This window comes from Ewingella allii, assembly GCF_044430645.1.
Taxonomy (GTDB): domain Bacteria; phylum Pseudomonadota; class Gammaproteobacteria; order Enterobacterales; family Enterobacteriaceae; genus Ewingella; species Ewingella allii.
In genome coordinates this window covers 383979-396987 of the sequence record NZ_JAWUDN010000003.1, presented here as the reverse complement: position 1 = coordinate 396987, position 13009 = coordinate 383979, and the positions used below count along the sequence as shown (strand labels likewise).

12 protein-coding genes are annotated in these 13009 nt (G+C 54.4%); 8 read left to right on the top strand and 4 right to left on the bottom strand.

The genetic code is table 11. The features are described from left to right. Positions 1 to 238 precede the first annotated feature (238 nt). The 4 genes from map to SBO83_RS10585 all read left to right on the top strand — a co-directional run bounded on the left by map (position 239) and on the right by SBO83_RS10585 (position 5240). The gene (gene map / locus SBO83_RS10600; protein ID WP_034792806.1) at positions 239 to 1036 is read left to right on the top strand and encodes a type I methionyl aminopeptidase; all 798 of its coding nucleotides are present in this window, start codon (positions 239 to 241) and stop codon (positions 1034 to 1036) included. 91 nt (positions 1037 to 1127) lie between these two features. Continuing rightward, positions 1128 to 3818 carry a bifunctional uridylyltransferase/uridylyl-removing protein GlnD gene (gene glnD / locus SBO83_RS10595; RefSeq protein ID WP_396131479.1) on the top strand — a complete coding sequence of 897 codons (2691 nt, stop codon included), beginning with the start codon at positions 1128 to 1130 and terminating at the stop codon, positions 3816 to 3818. 48 nt (positions 3819 to 3866) lie between these two features. After that, a complete protein-coding gene (gene dapD, locus SBO83_RS10590; protein WP_034792809.1) occupies positions 3867 to 4691 on the top strand; it encodes a 2,3,4,5-tetrahydropyridine-2,6-dicarboxylate N-succinyltransferase in 825 nt (274 codons plus the stop codon). A 159-nt stretch (positions 4692 to 4850) separates the two neighbouring features. Further along, positions 4851 to 5240 (top strand): DUF3461 family protein, encoded by a 390-nt coding sequence (locus SBO83_RS10585; RefSeq protein WP_034792811.1) that lies wholly within the window; start codon positions 4851 to 4853, stop codon positions 5238 to 5240. A gap of 86 nt (positions 5241 to 5326) precedes the next feature. Here the strand turns inward: SBO83_RS10585 and SBO83_RS10580 are convergent, their stop codons facing one another. From SBO83_RS10580 to SBO83_RS10570, 3 genes are read right to left on the bottom strand one after another with little or no spacing between them, the layout of a single operon-like run. After that, a complete protein-coding gene (locus tag SBO83_RS10580) occupies positions 5327 to 5776 on the bottom strand; it encodes a flavodoxin (protein WP_396131478.1) in 450 nt (149 codons plus the stop codon). A gap of 41 nt (positions 5777 to 5817) precedes the next feature. After that, a complete protein-coding gene (gene truC, locus SBO83_RS10575) occupies positions 5818 to 6588 on the bottom strand; it encodes a tRNA pseudouridine(65) synthase TruC (RefSeq protein WP_396131477.1) in 771 nt (256 codons plus the stop codon). A 1-nt stretch (position 6589) separates the two neighbouring features. Further along, on the bottom strand, positions 6590 to 6913 hold the full coding sequence (locus SBO83_RS10570; RefSeq protein ID WP_396131476.1) for a YqcC family protein: 324 nt from the start codon (positions 6911 to 6913) through the stop codon (positions 6590 to 6592). Positions 6914 to 7115: 202 nt separating this feature from the next. On the opposite strand from SBO83_RS10570, the gene SBO83_RS10565 reads away from it, so the two are divergent. Continuing rightward, a complete protein-coding gene (locus SBO83_RS10565) occupies positions 7116 to 8354 on the top strand; it encodes an MFS transporter (RefSeq protein WP_396131475.1) in 1239 nt (412 codons plus the stop codon). Positions 8355 to 9051: 697 nt separating this feature from the next. Here SBO83_RS10565 and syd read toward each other — a convergent pair. After that, positions 9052 to 9603 (bottom strand): SecY-interacting protein, encoded by a 552-nt coding sequence (gene syd, locus SBO83_RS10560; protein WP_396131474.1) that lies wholly within the window; start codon positions 9601 to 9603, stop codon positions 9052 to 9054. 93 nt (positions 9604 to 9696) lie between these two features. On the opposite strand from syd, the gene queF reads away from it, so the two are divergent. The 3 genes from queF (at position 9697) to xni (ending at position 12983) form a co-directional block, all read left to right on the top strand. Continuing rightward, positions 9697 to 10542 carry an NADPH-dependent 7-cyano-7-deazaguanine reductase QueF gene (queF, locus tag SBO83_RS10555; RefSeq protein WP_396131473.1) on the top strand — a complete coding sequence of 282 codons (846 nt, stop codon included), beginning with the start codon at positions 9697 to 9699 and terminating at the stop codon, positions 10540 to 10542. Positions 10543 to 10785: 243 nt separating this feature from the next. Continuing rightward, on the top strand, positions 10786 to 12150 hold the full coding sequence (gene ppnN / locus SBO83_RS10550; RefSeq protein WP_034792824.1) for a nucleotide 5'-monophosphate nucleosidase PpnN: 1365 nt from the start codon (positions 10786 to 10788) through the stop codon (positions 12148 to 12150). A gap of 77 nt (positions 12151 to 12227) precedes the next feature. Beyond that, positions 12228 to 12983 (top strand): flap endonuclease Xni, encoded by a 756-nt coding sequence (gene xni / locus SBO83_RS10545; RefSeq protein WP_396131472.1) that lies wholly within the window; start codon positions 12228 to 12230, stop codon positions 12981 to 12983. Positions 12984 to 13009: the final 26 nt, after the last annotated feature.

The window sequence follows — 13009 nt, the reverse complement described above, 5'->3', positions numbered from 1 at the left end:
ACATATGAGTGAGTGTTCGGCTTTAATCACGCTCAAGCTCCGAAGGGCTGTCGCGGATTGCCGGCGCGCTTTATACCATAATTCACGACCTGACGGCAACTTTTGTTGGGAACTTTAGTTCGCGGAAAATGATAGTTTGGCAGGCAATATCAGGGCTGATACCATAAGTCTAAGCTAATTATTGACGACGTTTTAGCAGAATGAAAGGCGTCAACACAGGATACCCGCAGGATCACCCATGGCAATTTCAATCAAAACCCCTCAAGACATCGAAAAAATGCGCGTTGCTGGCCGTCTGGCTGCTGAAGTGCTGGAAATGATCGAACCTTACGTTAAGCCCGGCGTGAGCACTGGCGAATTAGACCGCATTTGTGCTGATCACATTAATAATAAGCAGCAGGCCGTTTCCGCCTGTCTGAATTATCACGGCTTCCCGAAATCTGTCTGCATCTCGATTAATGAAGTGGTTTGCCACGGAATTCCAAGCGAAGATAAGATTCTGAAAGACGGCGATATCGTGAATATCGACGTGACCGTTATTAAAGATGGCTTCCACGGTGACACCTCCAAGATGTTCATCGCCGGTAAACCGACCATTCTGGGCGAGCGCCTGTGCCGTATCACTCAGGAAAGCCTCTATCTGGCGCTGAAAATGGTTAAGCCGGGCATTCGCCTGCGCACGCTGGGTAAAGAGATCCAGAAATTCGTCGAAGCTGAAAACTTCTCCGTGGTTCGCGAGTACTGCGGCCACGGGATTGGTGAAGTCTTCCACGAAGAGCCGCAGGTGCTTCACTATGATGCAGATGACGGCGGCGTGGTGCTGCAAGCCGGCATGGCATTCACTATCGAACCTATGGTTAATGCCGGTGATTACCGCATTCGCACCATGAAAGATGGCTGGACAGTAAAAACTAAAGATCGCAGCTTGTCGGCGCAATACGAGCATACTATTGTGGTCACCGAGAACGGTTGTGAAATTATGACGCTGCGTAAGGATGACACCATCCCGAATATCATTACGCACGACCAGCAGTGATCCCCTTCTGAAGAAGGCGGTTTAAATCTGGTGATCAAGCCGACGCAAGTCGGCTTTTTTGTCTCTTACTGTAAGAATGGGCTGCGCAAAAATGATTGAACATTCACCTGCTGAACAAGATCTTCCCACTCCGCCATCTTCGGAATCTCTTCCCGCGATCCCCCCGCAGCCCGCCTCCCCTATTACCTATCCTGACGACGACTTAACTCGCCAGAGCTTGAAACAGCACATGGAGCAGTTCCAACTGTGGCTAGCTGATGCTTTTAATGCCGGGCAACGCGCGGAAGAGCTGGTCGACGCGCGATCCCTGTTCATTGACCATCTGCTACAGCGCCTGTGGACCTTTTACGGTTTCGACGATGTGCCGGAAACCGCGATGGTGGCGGTCGGTGGCTACGGGCGCGGCGAGCTGCATCCGCTTTCCGACATTGACGTTTTGGTCCTCAGCCAGCGCCGCCTCAACGACGATCAGGCGCAGCGCATCGGTGAGCTTATCACCCTGCTGTGGGACTTAAAGCTGGAAGTTGGCCACAGCGTGCGCACCCTCGAGGAGTGCCTGCTGGAAGGCTTGGCCGACCTCACCGTCGCCACTAACATGATTGAATCGCGGCTGATTTGCGGCGACGTCGCGCTGTTCCTCAGCATGCAAAAACACGTTTTCAGCGACGGCTTCTGGCCTTCGCCAACCTTCTTCCGCGCCAAGATTGACGAGCAAAATGAGCGCCACCAGCGCTACCACGGCACCAGTTACAACCTCGAGCCGGACATCAAAAGCAGCCCCGGCGGCCTGCGTGATATCCACACCATTTTATGGGTAGCCCGCCGCCACTTTGGCGCCACCTCTCTGGACGAAATGGTGGCCTTCGGCTTCCTGACCAAAGCCGAGCGCAATGAGCTGATTGAATGCCAGAGCTTCCTGTGGCGCATTCGCTTTGCGCTACATCTGGTGCTGCCGCGCTATGACAACCGCCTGCTGTTCGACCGCCAGCTGAATGTCGCCCAACTGCTGCAATATCAGGGGGAAGGCAACGAGCCGGTCGAGCGGATGATGAAGGATTTCTATCGCATGACCCGCCGGGTTGGTGAGCTGAACCAGATGCTGCTTCAGCTGTTTGACGAAGCTATTTTGGCTATCGGGCCGAATGAAAAACCGCGCCCGCTGGACGAGCACTTCCAATTGCGCGGCGACCTGATTGACCTGCGCGACGAGTCGCTGTTTACCCAGCGCCCGGAAACCATCATCAGCATGTTCTACCTGATGGTGCGCCACCGCGAAATTAAGGGGATTTACTCCACCACCGTTCGCCTGCTGCGCCACGCGCGCCGCCATCTCAAAACGCCGCTGTGTATGATCCCCGAAGCGCGCAGCATCTTTATGTCGATTCTGCGCCATCCGGGGGCTGTCTCCCGCGCGCTGGTGCCGATGCATCGCCACAGCGTGCTGTGGGCCTACATGCCGCAGTGGGGGCTGATTGTCGGCCAAATGCAGTTTGACCTGTTCCACGCCTACACCGTGGACGAACACACGATTCGCGTGCTGCAAAAGCTGGAAAGCTTCGCCGACGAGGCCACTCGCCCGCGCCACCCGCTGTGCGTCGAGCTTTACCCGCGCCTGCCTCAGCCGGAATTACTGCTGATGGCGGCGCTGTTCCATGACATCGCCAAGGGCCGTGGCGGCGACCACTCGATTCTGGGCGCGCAGGATGTCTTGGAGTTCGCCGAGCTACACGGGCTGAATTCGCGCGAAACCCAGCTGGTCGCCTGGCTGGTACGCTGTCACCTGCTGATGTCGGTTACCGCGCAGCGCCGCGACATTCAAGATCCGGCTGAAATTCAGCAGTTTGCCGCCGAAGTGCAGAGCGAAAACCGCCTGCGCTATCTGGTAAACCTGACCGTGGCGGATATTTGCGCCACCAACGAAACCCTGTGGAACAGCTGGAAGCAGAGCCTGATACGCGAGCTCTATTTTGCTACCGAGAAGCAGCTGCGCCGTGGGATGCAGAACACGCCGGACCTGCGCGAACGGGTCCGTCACCACCGTCTGCAGGCTCTGGCCCTGCTGCGCATGGACAATATCGACGAAGAGGCGTTGCACCGCATCTGGAGCCGCTGCCGTGCCGACTACTTCCTGCGCCACTCGCCGAACCAGCTGGCCTGGCACGCCCGCCACCTGCTGGAGCATGACTCCACCAAGCCACTGGTGCTGGTCAGTCGGCAGGCAACGCGCGGCGGCACGGAGATTTTCATCTGGAGCCCGGACCGCCCTTACCTGTTTGCCACCGTGGCCGGGGAGCTGGATCGCCGCAACCTGAGCATTCACGACGCGCAGATCTTCACCAATCGCGACGGCATGGCGATGGACACCTTTATCGTGCTTGAGCCGGACGGCAGTCCGCTGGCGCTGGACCGCCACGAAGTGATTCGCCACGCCTTGGAGCAGTCCATGACGCAGGCTTATCAGCCGCCGCGTGCGCGCCGCCCTTCGCCAAAACTGCGCCACTTCAGCGTGCCGACCGAGGTCAGCTTCCTGCCGACTCATACCGACAGGCGCAGCTACATGGAGCTGGTCGCGCTCGATCAGCCCGGCCTGCTGGCGCGGGTGGGGGAAGTGTTCTCTGATTTGGGGCTGTCACTGCACGGCGCGCGCATCTCCACCATCGGCGAGCGCGTTGAGGATTTATTCATTCTGGCGAATGGCGAACGCCGCGCGCTGGACAAAAAAACCCGTCAGGAAATTCAGCGTCGTCTTACCGAGGCGCTCAACCCTAACGATAAAATGTGATACAAAGAATATTAACTTTTTAACACCACTATCAGGAAAGAGAACAGGATGCAGCAACTACAAACCCTAATTGAAGAAGCCTTCGAACGTCGCGCAGACATTACGCCGACAAACGTAGACAGCGTAACCCGTGATGCCGTGACTCAAGTGATCAATAAGATCGACAGCGGCGAACTGCGCGTTGCAGAAAAAATTGATGGTCAGTGGGTAACGCATCAGTGGCTAAAGAAGGCAGTGCTGCTCTCTTTCAGAATCAATGACAACGAAGTGATGGAAGGCGCGGAAAACCGCTTCTACGACAAAGTCCCAATGAAATTCGCCGAATACGACGAAGCGCGCTTCAAGCGTGAAGGCTTCCGCGTCGTGCCACCAGCCGCTGTGCGCAAAGGTGCATTTATCGCCCGTAACGTGGTGCTGATGCCTTCTTACGTCAACATCGGCGCGTTCGTTGATGAAGGCACCATGGTTGATACCTGGGCGACCGTAGGCTCTTGTGCGCAGATCGGTAAAAACGTTCACCTGTCCGGCGGCGTGGGCATCGGCGGCGTTCTGGAGCCACTGCAGGCAAACCCAACGATCATCGAAGATAACTGCTTCATCGGTGCACGTTCAGAAATCGTGGAAGGCGTGATTGTAGAAGAAGGCTCTGTGATTTCCATGGGCGTTTACATCGGTCAAAGCACCAAGATTTATGACCGTGAAACCGGCGAAGTGCATTACGGCCGTGTGCCAGCAGGCTCAGTCGTGGTTTCCGGCAACCTGCCTTCTAAAGATGGCAAATACAGCCTGTACTGTGCCGTGATCGTTAAGAAAGTGGATGCCAAAACCTTGGGCAAAACCGGTCTTAATGAGTTATTGCGTTCCATCGACTAAACTCAATTTGGCGGGTGAATTTACCCGCTATTTTATTGATGTGATTCCCTTTTATGACGGCCGTTTTTATCATGGGAAACTCTGCCTTAAATCAATGATAATGGCCGTCGTTTCGCTCATTATGACAACTTCCTAGTAGAATCTAATAAAGGTGGCGCTATGTATGACAACCTGAAAAGCTTGGGTATTACGAATCCTGACGACATCGATCGTTACAGCCTGCGTCAGGAGGCCAATAACGACATTCTGAAGATCTACTTCCGCAAAGATAAAGGCGAGTTTTTTGCTAAAAGCGTGAAGTTTAAGTACCCACGCCAGCGTAAAACGATCGTGGCCGACAATGCGGGCCAAGGCTATAAAGAAATTCACGAAATCAGCCCGAATCTACGCTATGTCATTGATGAGTTAGATCAAATCTGTCAGCGCGATCAGGTTGAAGTCGATCTGAAACGTAAAATTCTTGATGACCTGCGTCATTTGGAATCCGTGGTGGCAAACAAGATCACCGAGATCGAATCTGATCTGGAAAAACTGACCAGCGGCCGATAAGTTTCGACGCCCGCCGCGTTCGGTTGATATAAAAAAAGGTCAGGTGAATAACCTGACCTTTTTTATTGCCGCTGCGACATGAAAGCTTATTTAAGCAGCTGGCCCCATTTTTCAGCCCAAGGAACCGCCACGGTTTCCGGCTCGGCGGTTTCCATGGCATCAATTTCCAGCAAATCGCCAAGACGCGATGCGCCCTGCTCTTGCAGCAAATCATCCATTTTATGGCCGCCGCCGCAGAAGTGGTCGTAGCTGCTGTCACCCAGTGCAATCACGCCATAGCGCAATTCTGGCTGATAACCGACGGTATCGCGGATAGCCGCAAACAGCGGCGCAATGCTGTCCGGCAGGTCGCCCTGACCGGTGGTAGAGGTAATTACCAAGGCAAAATGGTGACGATAATATTGCCAGGCTTCCAATGTGCCTTCTTCGAACAGTTTCACCTGATGCCCCTGCTTCTTAAGAACAGTTTCAGCCTCTTCTGCTACCAGCAGCGCATTGCCGTAAACGGTGCCGACAAAAATACCAATCTCAGCCATGGTGTAATTCCCTCGTTAATCTAAAAGTCATTGAAAAATGGTTAGCTATCCTGACCGCAGTCGGCAGCAAACTCAACCCTTTCAAGTGCAGGGACACGCGCCAGCCAGCCGAAACGTTCGACCAAACTTTGCCAGCGATTATCCCACTTGGCGGTGATCTCCAGCATGTCGCCCGTCACCGGGTGAGGCAATTGCAGATGGCTGGCGTGCAGCATTAAGCCGGGGCAGTCAAAGTGCTCCACCATGCCACGATTTTGCTTCAAGTCGCCGTGGGCGCTGTCGCCCAAAATCGGATGGCGGAGGTGGGTCATATGGCGGCGCAGCTGGTGCTTGCGGCCGGTCTCCGGTTTAAGCTCAACCAAGCTGTAGCGCGCCGTGTCGTAACGCCCAACCGGCACGGGCATCTCCACCTGAGCCAGCACGCGATAGTGCGTCACGGCAGGCTGAGGGGCTTTGTCAGGGTTGGCGAACTTATCGGCAATCTTGTCCAGCTCTTCGGTCAAAGGATAATCCAGCGTGGCGTCTTCAGCCACGTAGCCGCGCACCACCGCGTGGTAGGTCTTATTCATTTGGCGCGTTTCTAGCTGCTGCGACAGCAGCCGCGCAACCTCGCTGGACAGTGCGAACAGCAGCACGCCCGAGGTCGGCTTATCCAGACGATGCACGGTAAACACGTGCTGACCAATTTGATCGCGCAACGTTTGCATCGCAAAAACGGTTTCATGTTTGTCCAGCCAACTACGATGAACCAACATGCCAGCGGGCTTGTTCACCGCCACCAGATGCTCGTCCTGATACAAAATTTCCAGCATGTCAGTCTTCTATATTCAGCAAATCGTCCAGACGCTGCAGCTCAGCCAGCAGGGAGTAAGCCTCAGGCAAGGCGACTTCGAAATAAGGCGTAATCGCAAAGCGGGTCGGTAAATCGGCTTCGGCGGCCAATAAAGCAAACATCCTTGGTACCAGCACCCATTGCAGCCACTGCTCGGCATTCATGGTGTCGACGGAGAAAGGCTCAACGCTGTCAAAGGCTTCCGCCTCAGGTGGAACTTCGCTCCACAGGTCCAGCCGACGCATAGCCTGTTCAATATCGTGTAAAATATGGCGAACCTGATTTTCTGTACTTTCTGAACTCATCGCACTCTCTCTGCATTCATTATTTGTGGGCGTCAAAGGCTCTCACAATGTGGCAAAGCATAGCATTGAAGCCGTAAGGCCCCAACTGCCAGCTATGCCCCTTCTAAGCTTATCGCTAATTCTTATCTATAGGTTTTTCATACTGGTACTTAGCGTGCTCTGCGGGCAAAATAATCCAACTTTACATAACTTGACGCTGACTATGCCTGTCCAACACACCAAAAAAGCCCACGCCACCCCGGCCAAAGCGATGATTGCCTCCGTCACTGGCTACGCCATGGATGGTTTCGACCTGTTAATTCTCGGATTTATGCTGCCCGCCATCGCCACAGAGCTGGGCCTGACCTCATCTCAAAGCGGTTCACTGGTCACCTGGACGCTAATAGGTGCCGTGCTTGGCGGCGTGATTTTCGGGCCTATCAGCGATCGCTTCGGGCGAATTCGCGTCCTGACCTTCACGATTTTGATGTTTTCCCTGTTTACCGGCCTGTGCGCTATCGCTCAGGGGTACTGGGATTTGCTGGCCTACCGCACCTTGGCGGGCGTTGGTCTGGGCGGAGAGTTTGGCATTGGCATGGCGTTAATCGCCGAGGCGTGGCCCGCAGAGAAGCGCAACCGGGCTTCGGCTTACGTCGGCATGGGCTGGCAGCTTGGCGTCTTGCTTGCGGCATTCCTGACGCCGCTGCTGCTAGGTGTCATCGGCTGGCGCGGCATGTTCCTGGTAGGCTTACTGCCTGCCCTCGCCTCCTTCCTGATTCGCCGCACCATGGGTGAGCCAGAGGAGTTCGTCAAACACGCCAGCAGCGCGCCGACGGAATCGCTGTTCAGCCGGGTCAAATTGCTGTTCAAAGATGTACCTACCACCAAAGCCAGCATCGGCATTCTGATCCTCTGCTCGGTGCAGAATTTTGGCTATTACGGGCTGATGATCTGGATGCCAAGCTACCTGTCGAAGAACTTCGGCTTCTCGCTGACCAAATCGGGCCTGTGGACCGCCGTGACGGTGATTGGCATGACGTTCGGCATCTGGCTGTTCGGCGTGCTGGCGGATCGTTTCCCGCGCTGGAAAATCTTCCTGATTTACCAAATCGGCGCGGTGCTGATGGTAGTGTGCTACGCCCAGCTCACCGATCCTACGGCGATGCTGTTCGCCGGTGCCGTGATGGGGATGTTCGTCAATGGCATGATTGGGGGATATGGCGGTTTGATATCAGACACTTATCCGGTAAATGTTCGCGCTACGGCACAAAATATCTTGTTTAACGTCGGGCGGGGCGTGGGCGGTTTCGGGCCACTGGTGATAGGCATGCTGGTGTCGCAAGTCTCCTTCACCGCCGCCATCAGCTTGCTGGCAGCCATCTACCTGTTAGATATCTATGCGACTTTATTCTTGCTGCCAAAGCGCCAAAGTAAAGAAGATGCGCTGGGCGCTATTGGGTAAGTTATTGGCAAATAGGCACTGAGAAGGCAACTGCCTGAGCCGCTGAACAGGGCTTGGGCAGAGAAATGCGCGGTTAAAATGAGAAGATGTTGAAAGCAGAAGATAGAGACAAAAAGTTGGGGGCACTGTTTGCACAGTGCCCCCGGTTCGTTTTATAGCAATCCAGCTACCTAAGTGCTCCCTGCTCAATCCCTGAAAACTTTTCCTTTGGTTATCCTAACCAGCCATCCTTTGCATCGTCCAACTTTCATCCTGACGAGTCTTCCTAATATCTTCCTGATATTGATCCTTTAGTCTTCCTGACCCACTCGTTATCCTTTCCGAGCTCTCAATCTCCGTCCTGGAGGTGTCCCTTGTTTCGTCCTGAAACATCCTAGCATACTCCGATGCTGTCCTGACTCTTCCTGAGCCTATCCCCTACTTTATGAAACAGCCATCATCCTAATGTTCTGTCTCATGTCATCCTTCGACACAGTTAGAATCGTCTATTTTGTGACGTCGAACAAGGTAGCTTGTGAGACAAATGATAGCTAAGTAACTATCACTTATGGGCAACCACAACCTAACTCATTGTTATTTAAAGGTTGTACTAATGGACTGAAGAAATAGCGCGAACGATTAAACGACATATCTTACAGGCCGTGTGAGAGATCTCTCACACGCTTGTGAGCCAATTGGCTTGAATCAACTGTCTGACTTAATCCGGAAAAGCAGGAGAAAGCCCTGCTAAAAACTCTGACAACGTAGGTGCCAGCAGAGTTCGCTTCTTGCTACCAAACTGTTCCAGCACCACCTCGCCGCTAACATTGCACAGCGAAACCATGCTCATTTCGGAGTCAGTGGTAGCCAAGAAAATGGTCGGTGTGAGTTTTAGTCGCTTCTGAGTCACCAGATGGCCAATCAGGTTTTCTTGCAGACGAGTGAAGTCTTCCGGGCTCCAAACCTGCAGCAGAGTTAGGCGCTGGTCCTGCCATTTAGCCGACATATCCCCGGCGAACTGGGTGGTATAAAACGCGTGAGCTTCGGGGCGCAGCTGCAAGTCGAGCGCGCGTTCAACGTTGACTAATGTCTCTTCAGGGCTGAAAACCTGGGTCAGCCAGTAGACGGCGGTGTCGCTGCTTTTCACTACGCAGGGGGAGTCAACGCCCAGCAGATCCTCGCTCGACGGCGGGAAACCTGTCTCTTGCTGCCAAAAATCCACATAACGCTGGGTAAACTCACGTAATGCTACAGAAACATCTGAAGCCATAAATTCTCTCATCTTCATACCGGGCTAAGTTAAACTAGCGTGAAAGGTTTTCTCATATTCTATTGTACCCAGAACTTAGACTAAGGTGACAGCATGTCCTTATATCAGGATAACCCCGCCCTCTCGCAGCTGACATTGGGCAAATCAACGCCTTATCGCGACCAGTATGACGCGTCGCTGCTGCAAGCCGTTCCGCGCAGCATGAACCGCGAGCCTTTGGGGCTGTTCCCCGACAATTTGCCGTTTCACGGCGCGGATATCTGGACACTCTACGAATTGTCCTGGCTCAACGACAAAGGCTTGCCGCAGGTGGCGGTAGGTGAGATTAGCCTGAATGCTAACAGCATTAATCTGATCGAATCCAAAAGCTTTAAGCTGTACCTGAACAGCTTCAACCAGACCAAATTCGCCAGCTGGGACGTGGTGTTAGAGACATTAACTCGTGATCTCAGCGCCTGCGCCGAAGGGGACGTCAGCGTCACCCTCACTCGCCTTGAAGACGTGGAAGGCAGCCCGGTTGGCCGTTTTGCCGGTGAGTGCATCGACAATCAAGACATCACCATCGACAGCTACGAATTCAGCACCGATTATCTGGCACAAGCCGCCGGCGATGAGATGGTCGAAGAGTCGCTGGTCAGCCACTTGTTGAAATCCAACTGCCTGATCACCCATCAGCCCGACTGGGGCTCGGTGCAAATTCAGTATCGCGGGCCGAAAATCAATCGCGAAGCCTTGCTGCGCTATCTGGTTTCCTTCCGCAATCACAATGAATTTCATGAGCAATGTGTTGAACGCATCTTTAACGACATCATGCATTTCTGCACGCCTGAAACATTAGCCGTTTATGCTCGTTACACCCGTCGCGGCGGTTTAGACATTAACCCGTGGCGATCCAACTTCCCGTTCACTCCTGCAACGGCTCGTCTTGTCAGACAATAATGCGAGATGCCGCTCAAGAACTGACCTAACAGTCAGCTTGAGTTGGTAAAAGCCGGAGGACGAGGTTACTGTTAATTCTGAAGGCGTTACGCGGCGTATCTCATCGCCACGGCGCCTTCGGAATCAGCTAAATATTCCTGCCATCAGGATCCGGCACGCCGCAAAAAGCGAGATCCCAAAAATCATGTGCAGCCTTTCTGCCGGCAGAAGTGAATACCGCCCATCGGGCGTAAAGGAGCAACTTTGATCACACATATCAGCCCGTTGGGCTCAATGGATTTGTTGTCGCAGTTGGAAGTCGACATGCTCAAACGCACTGCGAGCAGCGACCTGTACCGCCTGTTCCGCAATTGCTCACTCGCCGTGCTCAATAGCGGCAGCCAGACTGATAGCAGTAAAGAGCTGCTCGACCGCTACGAAAGCTTTGATATAAACGTGTTACGCCGCGAGCGCGGCGTGAAACTGGAGTTAGTGAACCCACCGGAAGATGCCTTTGTCGATGGCCGGATCATTCGCTCCCTGCAAGCCAACCTGTTCGCCGTGCTGCGCGATATCCTGTTTGTAAACGCGCAGATCGCCAACAATAATCGCTTCGAAAACTTCGACAAAGAGAACTCCGTCCACCTGACCAACATGGTGTTTTCTATCCTGCGTAACGCCCGGGCGCTGCATCTGGATGAAGACCCTAACATGGTGGTTTGCTGGGGCGGTCACTCTATTAATGAAGTGGAATACCAGTATGCGCGCAACGTCGGCAGCCAATTAGGCCTGCGCGAACTGAATATTTGCACCGGCTGTGGGCCGGGCGCGATGGAAGCCCCAATGAAAGGCGCGGCAGTAGGCCACGCGCAGCAGCGTTATAAACTCGGCCGCTTTATCGGCATGACCGAGCCATCAATCATCGCGGCAGAGCCACCTAACCCGTTGGTTAATGAACTGATTATCATGCCAGATATCGAAAAACGCCTTGAGGCGTTCGTGCGTATAGCGCATGGCATCATCATCTTCCCTGGCGGCGTGGGCACGGCCGAAGAGTTGCTGTATCTGCTGGGTATTCTGATGAATCCGGAAAACAGCGACCAAGTGCTGCCACTGATTCTGACCGGGCCGAAAGAGAGCGCCGACTACTTCACCGTGCTCGACGCCTTCATTAAAGACACGCTGGGTGAAGAGGCGCGCAAACACTACACCATTATCATTGATGATCCGGTGGAAGTGGCGCGCCAAATGAAGCGCGCGATGCCATTAGTGAAAGAGAATCGTCGCAACAGTGGCGATGCTTACAGTTTCAACTGGTCGATTCGTATCGCGCCGGACCTGCAAATGCCGTTTGAGCCGAACCACGAAAATATGGCCGCGCTGAATCTCTACCCGGACCAGCCACCCGAAGAGCTGGCCGCCGCGCTGCGCCGAGCCTTCTCGGGGATTGTGGCAGGTAACGTGAAAGAGTTCGGCATCCGTGAAATCGAGAAACATGGTCGTTTCAAGCTGCACGGCGACCCGGCATTAATGAAGAAAATGGACAGCCTGCTGCAAGGTTTCGTCGCCCAGCACCGTATGAAGCTGCCGGGCAGCGCCTATATTCCTTGCTATGAAATCTGCGCCTGACGCTAAGTGACGCGCAGATTTAAGGGAAACGTAGGGCGGCGCGAGTCGCCCTACTTATTGATGGAATCAATCTGACTATGGCTATACATCTGCTAATTATTGACGCGCTGAATCTCATTCGACGCATCCATGCCGTTCAAGGCTCCCCTTGCTTACTGACCTGCCAAAACGCCGTGGGTCAGCTAATTCAACACGTGCAGCCCACCCACGCCGTGGCCGTGTTTGATGAAGACGATCGCAACGACAGCTGGCGTCACCAGTGCCTTCCCGACTACAAGGCGGGCCGCTCCCCCATGCCGGAGAACCTGTTTGCCGAGATGCCGAGCCTGAAAGAAGGCTTTGCCGCGCGCGGCGTGGCCTGCTGGCACTCCGCGGGGAATGAAGCCGATGATTTGGCCGCCACGCTAACCGCCAAGGTGGCGGGGAGTGGGCATCAGGTGACCATCGTGTCGACCGACAAAGGCTACTGCCAGCTGCTGGCGCCTACTGTGCAAATCCGCGATTACTTCCAAAAGCGCTGGCTTGATATGCCTTTCGTGCAAGAGACGTTTGGCGTATTGCCGCAACAGCTCACCGACTATTGGGGACTGGCGGGCATTAGCAGCAGTAAGATCCCCGGCGTTCCCGGTATCGGCCCCAAGGCAGCGGTCACGCTGCTATCGCAGGCCGGAAGCTTAGACGCGCTGTATGACAATCTCGAGGCTGTACCAGAGAAGTGGCGGACCAAACTGCTCGAGCATCGCGATTTAGCCTATGCCTGTAAGCGCGTCTCCACGCTGCAAACTGATTTAGCCCTCAGCGGCAACCTGCAACAGCTGCGTTTGCCTGGCTGATGCCGCACCAATAAAAAACGCCGGAC

Excerpts from the sequence above, each read along its gene's own strand:
- map (WP_034792806.1), top strand. The coding sequence starts at position 239 with ATGGCAATTTCAATCAAAACCCCTCAAGACATCGAAAAAATGCGCGTT.
- glnD (WP_396131479.1), top strand. The coding sequence starts at position 1,128 with ATGATTGAACATTCACCTGCTGAACAAGATCTTCCCACTCCGCCATCT.
- dapD (WP_034792809.1), top strand. The coding sequence starts at position 3,867 with ATGCAGCAACTACAAACCCTAATTGAAGAAGCCTTCGAACGTCGCGCA.
- SBO83_RS10585 (WP_034792811.1), top strand. The coding sequence starts at position 4,851 with ATGTATGACAACCTGAAAAGCTTGGGTATTACGAATCCTGACGACATC.
- SBO83_RS10580 (WP_396131478.1), bottom strand. The coding sequence starts at position 5,776 with ATGGCTGAGATTGGTATTTTTGTCGGCACCGTTTACGGCAATGCGCTG.
- truC (WP_396131477.1), bottom strand. The coding sequence starts at position 6,588 with ATGCTGGAAATTTTGTATCAGGACGAGCATCTGGTGGCGGTGAACAAG.
- SBO83_RS10570 (WP_396131476.1), bottom strand. The coding sequence starts at position 6,913 with ATGAGTTCAGAAAGTACAGAAAATCAGGTTCGCCATATTTTACACGAT.
- SBO83_RS10565 (WP_396131475.1), top strand. The coding sequence starts at position 7,116 with ATGCCTGTCCAACACACCAAAAAAGCCCACGCCACCCCGGCCAAAGCG.
- syd (WP_396131474.1), bottom strand. The coding sequence starts at position 9,603 with ATGGCTTCAGATGTTTCTGTAGCATTACGTGAGTTTACCCAGCGTTAT.
- queF (WP_396131473.1), top strand. The coding sequence starts at position 9,697 with ATGTCCTTATATCAGGATAACCCCGCCCTCTCGCAGCTGACATTGGGC.
- xni (WP_396131472.1), top strand. The coding sequence starts at position 12,228 with ATGGCTATACATCTGCTAATTATTGACGCGCTGAATCTCATTCGACGC.